This window comes from Bradyrhizobium sp. th-b2, from assembly GCF_000426785.1.
Lineage (GTDB): Bacteria > Pseudomonadota > Alphaproteobacteria > Rhizobiales > Xanthobacteraceae > Bradyrhizobium > Bradyrhizobium septentrionale.
On the sequence record NZ_AUGA01000004.1, the window covers coordinates 276,812 to 293,109 of the forward strand.

The 16,298-nt window shown below is 65.8% G+C and carries 12 protein-coding genes and 1 pseudogene; 5 read left to right on the forward strand and 8 right to left on the reverse strand.

The window, feature by feature from the left end; genetic code table 11:
- Positions 1-11 precede the first annotated feature (11 nt).
- The 5 genes from K359_RS0108670 (at position 12) to K359_RS0108690 (ending at position 5,587) form a co-directional block, all read left to right on the forward strand.
- Positions 12-893: a folate-binding protein YgfZ gene (locus K359_RS0108670; RefSeq protein ID WP_029078997.1), complete on the forward strand. Its 882-nt coding sequence runs from the start codon at positions 12-14 to the stop codon at positions 891-893.
- The gene (locus tag K359_RS0108675; RefSeq protein WP_029078998.1) at positions 890-1,516 is read left to right on the forward strand and encodes a DNA-3-methyladenine glycosylase I; all 627 of its coding nucleotides are present in this window, start codon (positions 890-892) and stop codon (positions 1,514-1,516) included. The genes K359_RS0108670 and K359_RS0108675 overlap by 4 nt, the downstream gene beginning before the upstream one ends.
- The gene (locus tag K359_RS0108680) at positions 1,513-2,124 is read left to right on the forward strand and encodes a YfbR-like 5'-deoxynucleotidase (RefSeq protein ID WP_029078999.1); all 612 of its coding nucleotides are present in this window, start codon (positions 1,513-1,515) and stop codon (positions 2,122-2,124) included. Before K359_RS0108675 ends, K359_RS0108680 begins: the two co-directional genes overlap by 4 nt.
- Positions 2,125-2,250: 126 nt before the next feature.
- On the forward strand, positions 2,251-2,757 hold the full coding sequence (locus K359_RS0108685; protein ID WP_029079000.1) for a tyrosine phosphatase family protein: 507 nt from the start codon (positions 2,251-2,253) through the stop codon (positions 2,755-2,757).
- A 109-nt stretch (positions 2,758-2,866) separates the two neighbouring features.
- Positions 2,867-5,587, forward strand: a complete 2,721-nt coding sequence (locus tag K359_RS0108690) for a DUF2339 domain-containing protein (RefSeq protein WP_029079001.1) — start codon at positions 2,867-2,869, stop codon at positions 5,585-5,587.
- A gap of 4 nt (positions 5,588-5,591) precedes the next feature.
- Here the strand turns inward: K359_RS0108690 and K359_RS51480 are convergent.
- The 8 genes and pseudogenes from K359_RS51480 to ppdK form a co-directional block, all read right to left on the reverse strand.
- A pseudogene (locus K359_RS51480) lies at positions 5,592-7,330 on the reverse strand (methyl-accepting chemotaxis protein).
- A gap of 352 nt (positions 7,331-7,682) precedes the next feature.
- Positions 7,683-7,916, reverse strand: a complete 234-nt coding sequence (locus K359_RS0108700) for a hypothetical protein (RefSeq protein WP_016844381.1) — start codon at positions 7,914-7,916, stop codon at positions 7,683-7,685.
- Between the two features lie 154 nt (positions 7,917-8,070).
- Positions 8,071-8,649: a hypothetical protein gene (locus tag K359_RS0108705; RefSeq protein WP_029079002.1), complete on the reverse strand. Its 579-nt coding sequence runs from the start codon at positions 8,647-8,649 to the stop codon at positions 8,071-8,073.
- Between the two features lie 187 nt (positions 8,650-8,836).
- On the reverse strand, positions 8,837-9,823 hold the full coding sequence (locus K359_RS0108710) for an MDR family oxidoreductase (protein ID WP_029079003.1): 987 nt from the start codon (positions 9,821-9,823) through the stop codon (positions 8,837-8,839).
- Positions 9,824-9,867: 44 nt separating this feature from the next.
- Complete coding sequence (locus tag K359_RS0108715; protein WP_029079004.1) at positions 9,868-11,112, reverse strand: MFS transporter; 1,245 nt, start codon at positions 11,110-11,112, stop codon at positions 9,868-9,870.
- A 253-nt stretch (positions 11,113-11,365) separates the two neighbouring features.
- On the reverse strand, positions 11,366-12,844 hold the full coding sequence (locus tag K359_RS0108720) for a cell wall hydrolase (protein WP_029079005.1): 1,479 nt from the start codon (positions 12,842-12,844) through the stop codon (positions 11,366-11,368).
- Between the two features lie 123 nt (positions 12,845-12,967).
- A complete protein-coding gene (locus tag K359_RS0108725; protein WP_156928416.1) occupies positions 12,968-13,261 on the reverse strand; it encodes a hypothetical protein in 294 nt (97 codons plus the stop codon).
- A 37-nt stretch (positions 13,262-13,298) separates the two neighbouring features.
- Positions 13,299-16,226 carry a pyruvate, phosphate dikinase gene (gene ppdK / locus K359_RS0108730; RefSeq protein WP_029079007.1) on the reverse strand — a complete coding sequence of 976 codons (2,928 nt, stop codon included), beginning with the start codon at positions 16,224-16,226 and terminating at the stop codon, positions 13,299-13,301.
- Positions 16,227-16,298: the final 72 nt, after the last annotated feature.

The following is a 16,298-nucleotide window of genomic DNA, read 5'->3' on the forward strand; positions in this document are numbered from 1 at the left end:
CAATTTTGCGAATGAAAGCAGCGTTTCTTCCAGATCGGGGCGTGGTCAAAGTCTCTGGCGAGGACGCCCGCAACTTCCTCAACGGCCTCATCACGACGGATGTCGAGCAGCTGCGCCCGGGACAGGCGCGGTTTGGCGCGCTGCTGACGCCGCAGGGCAAGATCATCGTCGATTTCCTGATCACAGAGATACCCACTGGCCATGGCGGCGGCTTCCTGATCGACGCGCCGCGCGCGCTCGCCAAGGGGCTCGCCGACAAGCTCGGCTTCTACAAGCTGCGCGCCAAGGTCGTGGTCGAGAACCTCACGGACAGCCTCGGCGTGCTGGCAGCCTGGGACGAAGAGCCGGCGGCGATCCCCGATCTCGCTTTCGCCGATCCGCGCAACCCGGCGCTCGGCTGGCGCATCCTGATCCCGCAAGATCTGACGCAGAAGCTCGCTGATCTGATCGGCGCCGAGCTCGTCGACGATGGCGCCTATGAGGCGCATCGGATCGCGACCGGCGTCCCGCGCGGCGGGCTCGACTTCATGTATGGCGACGCGTTCCCGCACGAGACCAACATGGACCGCCTCAACGGCGTCGATTTCGACAAGGGCTGCTATGTCGGCCAGGAGGTGGTGTCGCGCATGCAGCACCGCGGCACGGCGCGCACCCGCACGGTGAAGATCATTCTCGACGGCCCCTCCCCCGAGACCGGCGCGACAATCCTCGCCGGCGACAAGCAGGTCGGCACCATGGGCTCCACCGCAGGCGAAAACGGCTTGGCTCTGGTCCGCATCGACCGCGTCGCCGATGCGCTCGACGCCGGCCTGCCGCTGACCGCGGGCGGGCTCGCGCTTCATCTCGCCGAGCCCGACGCTGTCCGCATCACACCCAAGCAGACCGTCGCATGAGCCGTACCGCGCAACTGCATCCCGACGGCAAGACGCGCTGCCCCTGGCCGGGCGAGGACGCGTTCTACGTCGCCTATCACGACAATGAATGGGGCGTGCCCGAATATGACGACCGCGCGCTCTACGAAAAGCTGATCCTCGACGGCTTCCAGGCCGGCCTCTCCTGGATCACGATCCTGCGCAAGCGCGAGAATTTCCGCAAAGCCTTCGACGATTTCCAGCCCGAGAAGATCGCGCGCTACAACGCCAAGAAGGTGCACGCGCTGATGAACGACGCCGGCATCGTCCGCAACCGCGCCAAGATCGAAGGCACGGTGGCGAGCGCCAAGTCGTATCTCGAGATCATGGAGAAAGGCCCCGGCTTCTCGAAATTCCTCTGGGACTTCGTCGACGGCAAGCCGAAGGTCAATCAGTTCAAGACCACGGCAAGCGTGCCGGCCTCGACGCCGGTGTCGATCAAGGTCTCCAAGGAGCTCGGCGGACGCGGCTTCAAGTTCGTCGGCCCGACCATCGTCTACGCCTTCATGCAGGCGACCGGCATGGTCAACGATCACCTCGTCACCTGCTTCTGCCATGAGGCCTGCAGCGGGAAACTCCGCACACCGCGGCCCAAGACGAAATGACTGCGCGTAACTCGACGGAGACCGCCCGCGCCTGGCAGCGGATGTTGTCCGGGCGCCGGCTCGATCTGCTCGACCCGTCGCCGCTCGATATCGAGATCGTCGACATCGCGCATGGATTGGCGCGGGTCGCGCGCTGGAACGGACAGACCAGCGGCGCGCACATCTTCTCGGTGGCCCAGCATACGCTGCTCGTCGAAGCCGTGATGCGCCAGCAGACGCCGCGCGTCGACGTCCGCGTGCGGCTTGCCGCGCTGCTGCATGACGCACCGGAATATGTCATCGGCGACATGATCTCGCCGTTCAAGGCGGTGCTCGCCGGCGAATACAAGGCGGTGGAGAAGCGGCTGCTGTCGGCGATCCACATCCGCTTCGGCCTGCCGCCCGTGCTCGCGGATGAGATCACCCAGCAGATCAAGTCCGCCGATCGCGGCGCCGCCTATCTCGAGGCGACGCATCTGGCGGGATTTTCGCAGGCCGAGGCCAAGCGGCTATTTGGCCGCGATCCGGAATTGCCGGAGGCGACCGAGCGCGACTATCTGACGCCGTGGACCGCAGCGAGGGCCGAAAAGCAGTTCCTCGAGCGCTTCAAGGCATTGCACGCGTCATAGGGGCGACACCACGAAACGCGCCGTCGGTTGCGGCGCAAAACGAAGCGCAGGCATGGCAGCGCGCCTTTGCCCACCCGGGAGCAGCCGTTATAATCGGATGCACGCACCCGATACCCAAGGACCATCATGCTTCACGTCTGCTCGCTCGCCGCGCTCTCCGACACGGTTCGTGCCACCGGCGCCAGCCATGTGCTGACCGTGATGGCCAATGTCGACCAGGTGCAGCGCCCGCCCTCGGTGCTGCCGGCCAACCATCTGAAAGTGTCGATGGACGACATCATCGAACAGATGGACGGGTTCGTGGCGCCCAACGAGACGCATATCGAGAAGGTGCTGACCTTCGTACGCGGCTGGGATCGCCGCGCACCGATGGTGGTGCATTGCTACGCCGGCATCAGCCGCTCGACCGCGAGCGCATTTGCCACCGTCTGCGCGCTCAATCCGCACCGCGACGAAATGTCCATCGCCCGGCTGATCCGCGAGGCCTCGCCGATCGCGGCGCCCAACCGGCTGATCGTCAGCCTCGCGGACAAGGCGCTGGGACGCGAGGGCCGGATGCTGCGCGCGCTCGATGCGATGGGTCCGGGCAGCATGAGCGTCGAAGGCCGCCCCTTCCACATCGATCTGGAATAGCTCGGCTCGCACGCCCGATCGCTTGAACTTCCAGTCCTCCCAACTGCACTACTAGGTTGCGACGGGCGGCCGGCTGGCCGATGGTCCGGCGCGTCCTGCCGGAGGCCCGATGTTCGATTCGCCGTTCGATTTCCTCACCCTCGTCCTCGCCATCGTCGCGCTTATTTTCGCGCGCCAGGCGCTGGGCCGGATCGCGCTGCTGCAGCGGCGGCTGGACGCGATCGAGGCCGCCGGCGCGGCCGCCATGCGAACGGTCATGCCGCCGCCTTTGGCACCGCTGCAGGAGTTCGAGCAGACACTCCCGGCGGCACCTCCGATCGCACCGCCACCGCTCCCCGAGGCTGTACCGAGCGGGCCGGACGCGCAGACAGAGCCGACCGCGGATGCTGCGAGCGCCGCGCCACCGCCCCTTCCGCAACCCCCGCCCGCGCCGGAGCCAACGCCCGGCTTCGAGGAAACGCTCGGCACGCAATGGGTGGTGTGGATCGGCGGCCTGACGCTGGCGCTCGGCGGCTTCTTCATGGTGCGTTACTCGATCGAGGCCGGGCTGCTCGGCCCCGGCGTGCGCACAATGCTCGGCGGATTGTTCGCGCTCGCGCTGCTCGGCGCCGGTGAATGGACCCGGCGCAAGGAAAGCATCTCCAACATCGCGGCGCTGCCGATCGCCAATATTCCGGCGATCCTCACCGCCGCCGGCACCGCGGTGGCGTTCGCGACCGTCTACGCCGCCTACGCGCTGTACGACTTCCTCGCACCGGCAACCGCCTTCATTCTGCTCGGCATGGTCGCGCTCGGCACGCTCGCGGCCGCGCTGCTGCACGGGCCGGCGCTGGCAGGGCTTGGCATCGTCGGCGCCTTCGTCACGCCGATCCTGGTCTCCTCGGACAAGCCCGACTTCTGGTCGCTCTACATCTATCTCGCCATCGTCACCGCCGCATCCTTCGCCCTCGCCCGCATCCGGCTGTGGCGCTGGCTTGCGGTGACGACGATCGCCTTCGCGCTGCTGTGGACCTTCCCGTGCCTGCAATGCGGGCCGGAGATGGTCGCGCCGCACGTCTTCCACGTGATCGCGGGCTTCGCGCTGGCGGCGCTGCTCGTGGTCTGCGGCTTCATGTTCGGCCCCGACGGCGATGGCGAGGAAATCGAGCCGATCTCGTCGGGATCGCTCGCGGCCTATCTGTTCGGCGCGATGCTGATCGTGCTCAACAGCGCGCACGCCGACATCGCGATGATCGGCTTCGCGCTGCTCACAGCCGGCAGCCTGCTCGTCGCCTGGCGCGCACCGGCTGCCACCCGTGCGATCGGCGCCGCGTCACTCTTCGTGTTCATCGTATTCGGCGAATGGGCGATCCGCCGCAACGTCGACATGCTGGTGCTGCCGGGCGGCGCGATCCCCGGCATCGGCCCTTCCGCGACCGACGGTTCGGTGTCGCTGCATCTCGTCACCGCGGCGCTGTTCGCAGCCGCGTTCGGCATCGCCGGCTTCCTCGCGCAACTGCGCTTTGCCACCACGAAGGTCACTGTGACCTGGGCCGCGGCGGCGGTATTCACGCCGGTCGCGCTCCTGGTCGCGCTCTATGCGCGCATCGCGCATCTCGACCGCTCGATCCCGTTCGCGATCCTCGCCGTGCTGCTGGCCGCGGCCTACGCGGCCGCGACCGAGGCGCTGACACGGCGCGGCGAGCGGCCGGAGCTGTCGCCCTCGATTGCGTTGTCGGCGACCGGCGCGCTCGCCTCGCTGGCGCTTGCGCTGACCTTCGCGCTCGACAAGGGCTGGCTCACCATCGCGCTGGCGCTGGTGTCGATGGGCACGGCATGGCTCTCGGTGCAGCGGCCGATCCCGTTCCTGCGCTGGCTCGCCGCGATCCTCGCCGGCATCGTGGTGCTGCGCATCGGCTACGAGCCGCGGATCGCCGGCGATGCCGTCGGCACCACGCCGATCTTCAACTGGCTGTTGTGGGGCTATGGCGTCCCGGCGCTGTCGTTCTGGGCCGCAAGCCATTTCCTGCGCCGCAATGCCGGCGACGTCCCGCTGCGGATCATCGAATCCGCCGCAATCCTGTTCACGGTGCTGCTCGCCTTCATGGAGATCCGCCACGCGGTCAATGGCGGCGATGTCTATCGCGATAGCGCCGGGCTGACCGAGGTCGCGCTGCAGGTCGGCGTGACGCTCGCGATGGCGATCGGGCTGGAGCGATTGCGCCTGCGCACCGGCAGCATCGTCCACAATGTCGGCGCGGTCCTGCTCACTGCCTTCGCCGGGCTTGCCAGCGTATTCGGGCTGCTGTTTCTGGAGAATCCGATGCTGTGGGCGCATGACGTCGGCGGCAGCTTCATCAACCTGCTGCTGCTCGGCTATGCGCTGCCGGCCGTGCTGGCGCTGCTGCTGTCCTACGCGGTGGCGGGCCATCGTCCCGCTGTATACGCCAATACGATCGCAGCCGGCGCGCTGATCCTCGCGCTCGCTTATGTGACGCTTGAGATCCGCAGGCTCTATCACGGACCGGTGCTGGTGCGCGGCGAGACCACGGGCGCGGAGCAATATACCTATTCGATCGCCTGGCTGATGTTCGGCGTCGCGCTGCTCGGCATCGGCATCGTGGTCAATTCGGAGCGGGCGCGGCTCGCGTCCGCTGCCGTGATCGGCCTGACAATCCTGAAGGCGTTCCTGGTCGACATGTCCACACTGACCGGTGTCTACCGGGCGCTGTCGTTCATGTGCCTTGGCATCGTGCTGGTCGCGATCGGCTGGCTGTACCAGCGGATCCTGTTTCGCAGGCGGGCCGTCGCCGCAGCGCCGCCCCCGCCTGTTCCGCAAGCGGGGGGATAAGGCATCACGCCGCGCGAATCGTCCTGAGGAAGTTCGCGACCTTGAGTTTGAGGCGCTGGCTATCGCCCGACAGCGATCGTGCGGCCCCCAGGACCTGCGAGGAGGCGGAGCCCGTCTCGGTTGCGCCGCGCTGAACGTCGGTGATGTTGGCTGAAACCTGCTCGGTGCCGTGCGCGGCCTGCTGCACGTTGCGCGATATCTCCTGCGTTGCCGCGCCCTGTTCTTCCACAGCTGCAGCGATAGCCGAGGAGATTTCCGCCAGACGCTCGATCGTGCCACTGATCTGTTCGATGGCCTTGACCGATTCCTGCGTCGCCACCTGGATGCTGGAGATCTGTTGTCCGATTTCACCGGTCGCCTTCGCCGTCTGCTCGGCCAGCGCCTTCACTTCGGAAGCAACCACGGCGAAGCCGCGGCCGGCCCCGCCTGCACGTGCGGCCTCGATAGTCGCGTTCAACGCAAGGAGATTGGTCTGGCCGGCAATGGTGCTGATCAGTTCGACGACATCACCGATCCGGGTCGCGGCTTTCGACAACTCGCTGACGCGATCGGTAGTGACGTGCGCTTGACCGACAGCATCGCTGGCCATGCGCGCCGATTCCTGGACTTGGCGACTGATCTCGCTGACCGAAGACGACAATTCCTCGGTCGCCGACGCCACCGACTGCACGTTCGCAGAGGCCTCCCCTGAGGCCGCGGCCACCACTGTGGCGCGTTCCTGCGCCCGTTCGGCGGTCGACGTCAGCGTGCCCGCGGAAGCCTCGAGTTCGGTCGATGCCGAGGAGACGGTCTCGATGATCTCGCCGACCGCGCCTTCGAACGCGTCGGCGAGCTTGAACATCTCCGCCTTGCGCCGTTCCGCCGTGAGTTCATCCTGCTTGACCTTGGCCGCCGTCTCGTCGCGGGCCTTCTGCTCGGACATAAGCTTGAACCTCTCCACCGCGTCCGCCACGCCGCCTACTTCGTCCTTTCGGCCGAGCCCCGGAAGGACCACGCCAAGATTGCCGCCGGCGAGCTCTTTCATCGCAACCGTCAGGGCGCGTATCGGGCGGACCACCGTGAACAGCGAGAAAATCCAGCTCGCGATCAGCAGCAACGCAACACCGCTGCCAACCGAGAGCAAGGTGCGTTCGACCGAAGCTTCCTCCGCCTCGGCGGCCGACCGCGCATCTACGCTGCGGTGCCTGGCGAACTCGGCAATCTTCTCGGCGTTACTCTCGGTTTCGGTATTGATAGGAAGGGTCACATCCTTGCGGATTTGCGCGATCTGATCCGCGAACCTGGAGAGCTGCGCCGCCGTTTCCGGATTGGCGTCGCCCGCGACCCGCTTCGCTTCCAGATCGATGGTTCGCCTGCGTAGGACCTCGAGCTGCCCTTTGCCCTTGTCGAACGCCTCGATCAAGACCGGAATCCGCGCGATCCGTTGGCCGTTCTCGGGCGATTTGGACAATCGCGCCATCTCTTCGGCATATTTGAGCGCCGAGGTCTTGCGTCGCAGAAAAACTTCATCGGCCTTTTGCAGCTCAGCTTCCGATCCTGCGAGCAGGATGTCGCGGACCGCCATCTGCATGCCGCGCAACTCTGCCATGGTGGCGGCTGAATCGCTGACGATGGCTTGCTGCCCAGCGGCATATAACGTCACCTTGCGAATATCAGCGGCACCAGTCATCTGCAGAAAAATATCAACCCGACCAACAGCACGGCCGCTATCGACGTGATCGCAAGCTTTGTCCCGATACGCATGTCCCGAATAAATCGTGTCACGGAGCTCTCCGAACGACAGGTGCATTTCCGACGCGATTCCAACCGCCCGTGCGAGGGAGCGAGTGCGACATAATGTGGCACGCTGCTCGATGTTTGGTTAACACGGCCTCCGTAAGACTACCGGCGCCGACGATGGGATGCGTGAAGAACGAACGCAGTGCGATTGAGTTGGAAAAAGCGACGCGCCCAGGTAGCCGCAAGCGTTGGGAAGTGAACACCGAAGTCGCCGGTCAGCGTGTCTGGCGAGACGAACAGCTGGGTGACGGCGAGGCAAGGCGACGAACTCGCCGCCGACTGGAGGGTGAGCGCATGCGCCACGCCACGAGGAGAATTAGTCGACGGACTCGGCGACCAGGCGAATCCTGAACACCGGCTTTCTGCCCTCGTCGAGCAGCTCCATGTGCCATTCGCTGTTCTGCTTCAGATTGCGCGAAATGCTGCCGAGGAAATTGCCGCAGACCTTGGTCATCTCGGCCCAGGCCACATCACGGCTTTCAAACTCCGTCGCGTGGTCGGATGCGCCAGCGTAATCGCCGTCACTGATCCGGAAAAAATACTGCGCCATATGACTACTCAAAATCGGAGCCCCCAACATCTCGCCGCCTGGCGAACGCTAGGTATTGAGTAGATAACAACGCGTGGCGACCGCCATCCGTATGACTACGGCTTGGCGGCGCTATTCCCGTTAGCGCGCAGATGAAACGTTAGTCAGCAGAGCGTTAGTCGGTGGAGCGGCGCAACTCCGGCGCGCTCTCGACCTTGGCGGGTTCGGCCTTGACCGGCTCGAGCTTCGCGCTTCCGACCTGCGGCGTCTCAACGCGCGACACTTCGGTCTGCGAAGCATCCGCGGATCGGGTGCGCGGGTGCAGCGAGCGTGGCCGCGCCACCGCGCGCGCCATCAGCATCTGCTGGCCGCCCTGGTGACGGAATTCGCAATAGGCGAAGCCCATGCCCGAGACCGAGCCGCGGAACGAGCGCTCGTCCTGCTTGTCGAGGTTGAAGCACGGCTCGAACGGAATGCCCTTCAGCGAGGCGCAAACGCTCTGACCGCGGATTTGCAACGTGTTGCCGGGCAGGCGCACGTGACGGATCGGACCGGAGCCGGAGAACTGGACCGAGCCTGCCGCGCCCATGTCGTCGAGGATGCGGCCGGCGCCGCGCGTGCCATCGAAACAGGTGAAGGCGAATACCTTGCCCGCGACGAACTTGCGGGCCTCATCGGCGTTCATCATGCCTGCGAACGCCGGCACGACCATTGCCCCGGCCGTGACGGCCCCCAACACCAAACGCGCAAGCATGAGCTACTCCACTTACGAGCGCGGGCACCCGCTCCTTGTTGAGCATGATCCCCGCCACCGACGCTTCTCGACGTCTGCGCGAGGAAACCCGGCCCCCCGGGATCATGCTGCAAGTCTCTTTACCCGCTGCTTACCATACCAACCGTGGCAACATTGGAGCAGCTTGGTTGGTAAAGTCTGAACGTCCTCAGACTATTTTTACCACGATCCGCCCGCGGACCTGGCCGCCGAGAATTTTCGCGCCGTAGCCCATGACCTCGTCCAGCGCGATTTCATGAGTGATATCAGCAAGTTTTGCCTTGTCCAGATCGCTGGCGAGACGACGCCAGGCGGTCCGCCTGAGTTCGATCGGGCACATCACAGAATCGATGCCGAGAAGGCACACGCCCCGCAAAATGAAGGGCGCGACCGACGACGGCAGGTCCATACCAGCCGCCAGGCCGCAGGCCGCGATGGCGCCGCCGTATCTGGTCATCGAAAGCAGATTGGCGAGCGTGGTCGAGCCGACGCTGTCGACGCCGCCGGCCCAGCGCTCTTTGGCAAGCGCCTTCGGCGCACCCGACAGTCCGGCACGGTCGATCACCTCGCTGGCGCCGAGCGCCTTGAGATAGTCGGTCTCCGACACCCGCCCGGTCGACGCGATGACGTGGTAGCCGAGCTTCGACAGCACCGCGATCGCGACCGAGCCGACGCCGCCGGCAGCGCCCGTCACGACGACCGGGCCGCTCTTCGGCGTGAGCCCGTGCTTCTCGAGCGCCAGCACCGACAGCATCGCGGTATAGCCGGCGGTGCCGACCGCCATCGCATCGCGTGCGGAAATGCCGTCCGGCAGCCTTACCAGCCAGTCGCCTTTGACGCGGGCCTTTTCCGCATAGGCGCCGAGATGGGTCTCGCCCATGCCCCAGCCGTTGCAGACGACCTTGTCGCCCGCCTTCCAGTCGGGATGGCTGGATTGCTCGACCGTCCCGGCGAAATCGATGCCGGCGATCATCGGGAAGCGGCGCACCACCGGCGCCTTGCCGGTCAGCGCGAGGCCGTCCTTGTAGTTCAGCGTCGACCATTCGACGCGGACGGTGACATCGCCGTCCATCAATTCCGCGTCGTCGAATTGGGTCAGTGCGGCGGTGGTACCCTTGTCCGCCTTGTCGATCCTGATTGCCTTGAACGTTGCCACGATGAGCACTCCCCGTAATCCGTTTCGGAAAAGTGTTTAACCCATCAGGCGGGCTGCGCAACCGGGCGCACGACCGGCTTTTCGACGATTGGCAGGTTGATCAGCGCCGACAGCACGCCGAACACCACCGACAGCCACCAGATCGGGGTGTAGGAACCAACCTGCTCGAACACGATGCCGCCGAGCCAGACCCCGAGGAAGCCGCCGACCTGATGGCTGACGAAGGCGAAGCCGTACAGCGTCGCAAACCAGCGCGTGCCGAACATCAATGCAACCAGCGCCGAGGTCGGCGGCACCGTGGAGAGCCAGGTCAGGCCAGAGATTGCGCCGAATGCAATCGCCGAGAAGGTCGTGATCGGGAACGAGATGAAGGCGATGATCGACAGCGCGCGGGTGAAATAGATCACCGACAGGATGTAGCGCTTCGGGAACACGTTCTGCAGCCAGCCGACGCTGAGCGAGCCCATGATGTTGAACAGGCCGATCGCCGCGATCACCCAGCCGCCGGTCGAGGCCGGAATGCCGCGGTCGGCGAGATAGGCCGGCAGATGCACGGTGATGAAGGCGAGCTGGAAGCCGCAGGTAAAGAAGCCGAGCACCAGCAACACATAGGAGCGATGGCCGAAGGCTTCCGCCAGCGCGGTCTTGAACGATTGCTGATCGGCAGGCGCGGCATCATGCGTCTCTGCCGGCGGCGTCGAGAGCGCCAGCGACAGCGGCAGGATCAGCAGCATCAGCGCGGCGAACACGACGAGCGCGGTCTGCCAGCCGAAATTGTCGATCATCGCAACGCCGAACGGCGCGAACAGGAACTGGCCGAACGAGCCCGCGGCGGTGCCAGCGCCGAGCGCGATGCCGCGCTGCGCGGGCGGCAGCAGCTTGCTGAACGCGGACAGAACGAGGTTGAACGAGGAGCCCGACAGGCCGAAGCCGATCAGGACGCCGGCGCCGATATCGAGCGACAGCGGCGTCGTCGAGTAGCGCATCAGCAGCAGGCCGGCAGCGTAAAGCAGCGCGCCGACGATCATCACGCGCAGCAGGCCGAAGCGGTCGGCAATCGCACCGGCGATCGGCTGGCCCAGACCCCACAACAGGTTCTGCAGCGCCAGCGCGAGGCCGAACACGTTGCGGCCCCAGGCGAATTCATGGCCCATCGGCTGCACGAAGAAGCCGAGGCTGGAGCGCGGGCCGAAGCTCAACAATGCGATCGCGCAGCCGCAGACGATGATCACGAGCGGCGTGCGCCAGGTGCCGGACGCCGGTCGAAGATCCCCGGTGGTAACGGCCATGTTGTCTTCCCCCGCAACTGCTGCGGGGGAACCGCCCCGCCGAACATTACGGGGAGTTAATGCATCTGCATGAAAACCCCAAGAGGGTCCGGGAGAAAAATCTTCGCCCGCAGGGCTGCTCTGCAGATTATGCGACCGTCATTCCGGGGCGATGCGGAGCATCGAACCCGGAGTCTCGAGGTCGATTGATTGCCCAGACCATCGGGATTCCGGGTCTGGCCCTGCGGGCCATCCCGGAATGACGTGCAAAACGCTATCGCTTGGCGCTGGCCTGTTCGGCCGAACTCTGGGCGGCCTCGGCGAGCTGCGCCGAGATCTTGGCGGTCTCGGCCGGGTTGCCCCAGCTCGGCGCGTCGCTGCCGTCGCCCCAAGCGCGCGGGCGATAGAAGGTGTGGACGCCGAACTTGTACATCTTCTTCATTTCGCTGACCCAGGACGGCCGCACCCAATAGGCATGGTAGTGGGTCGAGCGGTCGACTTCGGGCAGCCACAATTTGCCGTCGAGCATCGCTTTCGCGATCTTCTTCGCTCGGTCCCACATATCGGGCTCGCGGACGACGTCGGCGGTGTTGTCGCAGGCGAAGGTGAACTGACAGGCGTAGTGCCGGTTCTTGTTCTGGTAGACCACGCCGCACACCGTCTCCGGATATTTGCCGGAGAAGGCACGGTTCAAGACCACTTGGGCGACCGCGATCTGGCCGCGCACCGCTTCGCCGCGGGCTTCGAAGTAGACCGCCTCCGCCAGGCACTTCTCCGACTTGGCGCGCGACTTGTCGTCGAACAGGCCGAGCCGCTCCGCCGGCGTCTTGGTGTGCTGGTCGTCGGCGTTGACCTCGCCCTTCGGCGCGATGCTCTCGCCCATCTCGCCGGCCCTGACCGGGCCGTCGGCATCGACCGGCAACGACGCCATCACCTTCATGTCGGGATCGGGCTGCACGGCCGGCAGCACGACGACCGGCGCCTCGCCGGGCTGCCAGCGCTCGAGATTCTCGGGCGTGCCGAGCGAAGAGCCGAAGAACAGGCTGGCGGTCTTGAATGCAAACGGATCGCGCTCGCGCGCTGCATCGGCGGGCGCAGCAGCAGGCTTCGCAGGAGCCGGTTTCAGATCGTCGAGCGGGCTGGCCTCGAGCGACAGCGACACGTCGTATTGTTGCGGTGACGGCTTGGCATATTGCGGCAGCGGCGGCGCGCGCAGCGCCTCCTGCAGTTCCGGATCAAGCGGCGCGCTGTCGGCCGGTGCGGTCGCGGTCTTCATGCCTTTGATCGACGAATTCGATGTCGCGGGATCCTCGTTCGCCGGCGCCGTATTTGCGGGCTCTGCAGGCTCGACCTGATCAGGCCGCCTGACCACGAGACGATCGCCCTTCAGGGTGCGATCGACCTTGGGAAAATCGGATGCCGCGTAACGCGGCGGCGGCGCCGCGATCGGATTGCGCGTCACCGTGCCGGTGATGTCGACGCTCGAATTGTCCAGCCTGGCGAGCAGGATTTGCGGGGCCTGCGGCGCGGATGTTCCGATCGGACGGCCGAAGCTGTAGGTGGCGACCTGGATCGAGCCGACCGCGGAGGCGAAGACGCGCTTCTGCCAGCGCTCGGCGACGCCGGGCTGCCGGGCCAGGAGCGAAGCAATATCCTGATATCCGATCTCGGTCGGCATCAGTGCGAAGATGCCAAGACCGAGACCGAAGAGCGCAAGACGTGCGCCCTTCGGCCGGTTACGCGACACAAACATCGTACGCTCACGCAACGCTTACTGAGTGCAATCGAACGCGGTACATCCGCGCAATTCGACCTTTCCCGTTGCTAACTTGTTTAGGTTGCCGCGGAGTTAATCGGCGTTGCACGCGCGCTACACTCAAGCGATCGCAGCGTCTTCGCGCGGCGCATCGCGCGCCTTGGTAAATGCGCGGCGCAAGAAGGTCGTGAACATCCGGTCAACGAAGATGGTGAACAAAGTCTTGCACGCAGCCTCCACCGTCATTGCGAGGAGCGCCAGCGACGAAGCAATCCATGTCTCAGCAAGCGGCGCGATGGATTGCTTCGCGGAGCCTGTCATCCGGCGGCGCTTCGCGCCGACCGGGTGGCTCGCAATGACGATATCCGCTGGCAGCGCTCCAGAAACACGTATGCCCGGGACAAGCCCGGGCATGACGTCGTTTGTGACCTACGTAGCTTGCGCCAGCTAGTTACGCCTGGCTGGCGGCGGCCTTGCCGAGCGCGGCCTGGGCTGCTGCGAGACGCGCGATCGGCACGCGATAGGGCGAGCAGGACACGTAGTCGAGCCCGACCTCGTGGCAGAACGCAACCGATGCCGGATCGCCGCCGTGCTCGCCGCAGATGCCGACCTTCAGATTCGGACGCGTCTTGCGGCCGCGCGTGACGCCGATCCTGACCAGCTCGCCGACGCCGTCGCGATCGACCGAGATGAACGGATCGATCTCGAGAATGCCCTTGGCGACATAGGTGCCGAGGAAGCTCGCGGCGTCGTCGCGGCTGATGCCGTAGGTGGTCTGCGTCAGGTCGTTGGTGCCGAACGAGAAGAACTCCGCGGTCTCGGCCACCTCGCCCGCCATCAGGCAGGCGCGCGGCAGCTCGATCATGGTGCCGACCTGGTAGCTGAGCTTGGCGCCGGTTTCCTTCATCACCGCCTTGGCCATGGCATCGATCCGCGCCTTGACCAGATCGAACTCGGCCTTGGTCGCGATCAGCGGCACCATCACCTCGAGGCCGACCGGCTTGCCGGTGCGCTTGCCGGCTTCGACAGCCGCCTCGAAGATCGCGCGCGCCTGCATCTCGGCGATCTCCGGATAGGCGATCGCGAGACGGCAGCCGCGGAAGCCGAGCATCGGGTTGAACTCGGACAGTTCGCGGGCGCGGTCCGCGAGCTTGCGCGGATCGGTGTTCATGGCGCGCGCCACTTCCTCGATCTCAGCCTGGGTGTGCGGCAGGAACTCATGCAGCGGCGGATCAAGCAGACGGATCGTGACGGGCAGGCCCTTCATGATCTCGAACAGCTCGACGAAGTCGGCGCGCTGCATCGGCAACAGCTTCGACAGCGCGGCGCGGCGCGATTGCTCGTCCTCGGAGAGGATCATCTCGCGCACGGTGCGGATGCGGGTCTCCTCGAAGAACATGTGCTCGGTGCGGCAGAGGCCGATGCCTTCGGCACCGAACTTCACCGCGGTGCGCGCGTCATCGGGCGTGTCGCCGTTGACGCGGACGCCGAGCTTGCGGACCTCGTCGGCCCAGCCCATCAGCGTGCCGAACTCGCCGGACAGTTCCGGCTCGATCATCGGCATCCGGCCGGCCAGCACCTGGCCGACAGAGCCGTCGATGGTGATGACGTCGCCGGTCTTGAAGGTGCGCGAACCGATGCTCATGGTGCCGCGGCCGTAATCGACGCGGATGGTGCCGCAGCCGGAGACGCAGGGCTTGCCCATGCCGCGGGCGACCACCGCCGCGTGCGAGGTCATGCCGCCGCGGGTGGTGAGAATGCCTTCCGCGGCGTGCATGCCGTGGATGTCTTCCGGGCTGGTCTCGATGCGGACCAAAATCACCTTGCGCCCGTCGGCCTGCAGCTTGGCCGCTTCATCCGACGAGAACACGATCTCGCCGGAGGCAGCACCTGGCGAGGCCGGCAGGCCGGTCGCGATCACGTCGCGCTTGGCGGCCGGATCGATGGTCGGGTGCAGCAGCTGATCGAGCGAGGCCGGATCGATCCGCGTCACCGCGTCCTTCCTGGAGATCAGGCCTTCATTGGCGAGTTCGACCGCGATGCGCAGCGCCGCTTTCGCGGTGCGCTTGCCGCCGCGGGTCTGCAGCATCCACAGCTTGCCCTGCTCGACCGTGAACTCCATGTCCTGCATGTCGCGGTAGTGCTTCTCGAGCAGCGTGTAGATCCGCGTCAGCTCCTTGAAGGCGTGCGGCATCGCGGCTTCCATCGACAGCTTGTCGGAGCCGGATTCCTTGCGCGCTTCCTCGGTGATGTCCTGCGGCGTGCGGATGCCGGCGACGACGTCCTCGCCCTGCGCGTTGATCAGGAACTCGCCGTACAGCTTGCTCTCGCCGGTCGAGGGGTTGCGGGTGAAGGCAACGCCGGTGGCCGAGGTCTCGCCCATGTTGCCGAACACCATCGCCTGCACGTTGACGGCGGTGCCCCAGGATTCCGGGATGTCGTGCAGCTTGCGGTAGGTCACCGCGCGCGCGTTCATCCAGGATGAGAACACCGCGCCGATCGCCCCCCACAGCTGGTCGTGCGGATCCTGCGGGAAGTCGTGGCCGGTCTCCTTGGCGACCGCTTCCTTGTACTTGCCGACCAGCTCGACCCAGTCGTCGCCGGTCAGGTCGGTGTCGAGCGAATAGCCCTGGCCGTCCTTGAAGGTGTCGAGGATGTCCTCGAAGTGATGATGCTCGAAGCCGAGCACCACGTCGGAATACATCGTGATGAAGCGGCGATAGCTGTCATAGGCGAAGCGGCGGTCGCCGGAGAGCTCGGCGAGCGCTTCGACCGTGCGGTCGTTGAGGCCGAGATTGAGCACGGTATCCATCATGCCGGGCATCGAGGCGCGCGCACCCGAGCGCACCGAGACCAGCAGCGGGTTCCTGGCATCGCCGAAGGTCTTGCCGGTCAGCTTGCCGACATAGTCGAGCGCCTTCTCAACCTGAGATTTCAATTCCTTCGGATACGTCTTGTCGTGTTCGTAGAAATAGGTGCAGACCGAGGTCGGAATCGTGAAGCCGGGAGGCACCGGCAGGCCGAGATTGGCCATTTCCGCGAGGTTGGCGCCCTTGCCGCCGAGCAGATCGCGCAAGGTCGCCTGGCCCTCGGCCTTGCCGTCACCGAACGTATAGACCCACTTGCCGGCCTTGATCGCAGCCGGGGCTGCCTTTTTCGCCGAAGTTGCCGCCTTCACCGGCGCCTTGCTGGCGGGCTTTGCAGCCGGCTTCGCAGTCGATTTGGCGGCGGGTTTCGGCGCCGCCTTCGGGGCGCTCTTCTTCAGCGCCTTGCGCGCCGGCGCGGCCTTGCGGGCCGCTGCGGAGGGCTTTGATTTCGCTGCAGTTTTCTCGGCAGTTCTCGCTGCAGTTTTCTTGGACTTCGCGACGGCTTTGGCCATGTCAGACAACAATCCGGAAGGAGGGGTCGAAGATGCGCGCCTTACACCATTTTGGGGGGTTCCGCGCAAGCC

What these genes read in the sequence shown, in the direction of transcription:
- K359_RS0108680 (WP_029078999.1), top strand. Translation starts at nt 1,513, where the DNA reads ATGACTGCGCGTAACTCGACGGAGACCGCCCGCGCCTGGCAGCGGATG.
- K359_RS0108720 (WP_029079005.1), bottom strand. Translation starts at nt 12,844, where the DNA reads ATGTTTGTGTCGCGTAACCGGCCGAAGGGCGCACGTCTTGCGCTCTTC.
- K359_RS0108700 (WP_016844381.1), bottom strand. Translation starts at nt 7,916, where the DNA reads ATGGCGCAGTATTTTTTCCGGATCAGTGACGGCGATTACGCTGGCGCA.
- K359_RS0108705 (WP_029079002.1), bottom strand. Translation starts at nt 8,649, where the DNA reads ATGCTTGCGCGTTTGGTGTTGGGGGCCGTCACGGCCGGGGCAATGGTC.
- K359_RS0108675 (WP_029078998.1), top strand. Translation starts at nt 890, where the DNA reads ATGAGCCGTACCGCGCAACTGCATCCCGACGGCAAGACGCGCTGCCCC.
- ppdK (WP_029079007.1), bottom strand. Translation starts at nt 16,226, where the DNA reads ATGGCCAAAGCCGTCGCGAAGTCCAAGAAAACTGCAGCGAGAACTGCC.
- K359_RS0108685 (WP_029079000.1), top strand. Translation starts at nt 2,251, where the DNA reads ATGCTTCACGTCTGCTCGCTCGCCGCGCTCTCCGACACGGTTCGTGCC.
- K359_RS0108690 (WP_029079001.1), top strand. Translation starts at nt 2,867, where the DNA reads ATGTTCGATTCGCCGTTCGATTTCCTCACCCTCGTCCTCGCCATCGTC.
- K359_RS0108725 (WP_156928416.1), bottom strand. Translation starts at nt 13,261, where the DNA reads ATGCCCGGGCTTGTCCCGGGCATACGTGTTTCTGGAGCGCTGCCAGCG.
- K359_RS0108670 (WP_029078997.1), top strand. Translation starts at nt 12, where the DNA reads ATGAAAGCAGCGTTTCTTCCAGATCGGGGCGTGGTCAAAGTCTCTGGC.
- K359_RS0108715 (WP_029079004.1), bottom strand. Translation starts at nt 11,112, where the DNA reads ATGGCCGTTACCACCGGGGATCTTCGACCGGCGTCCGGCACCTGGCGC.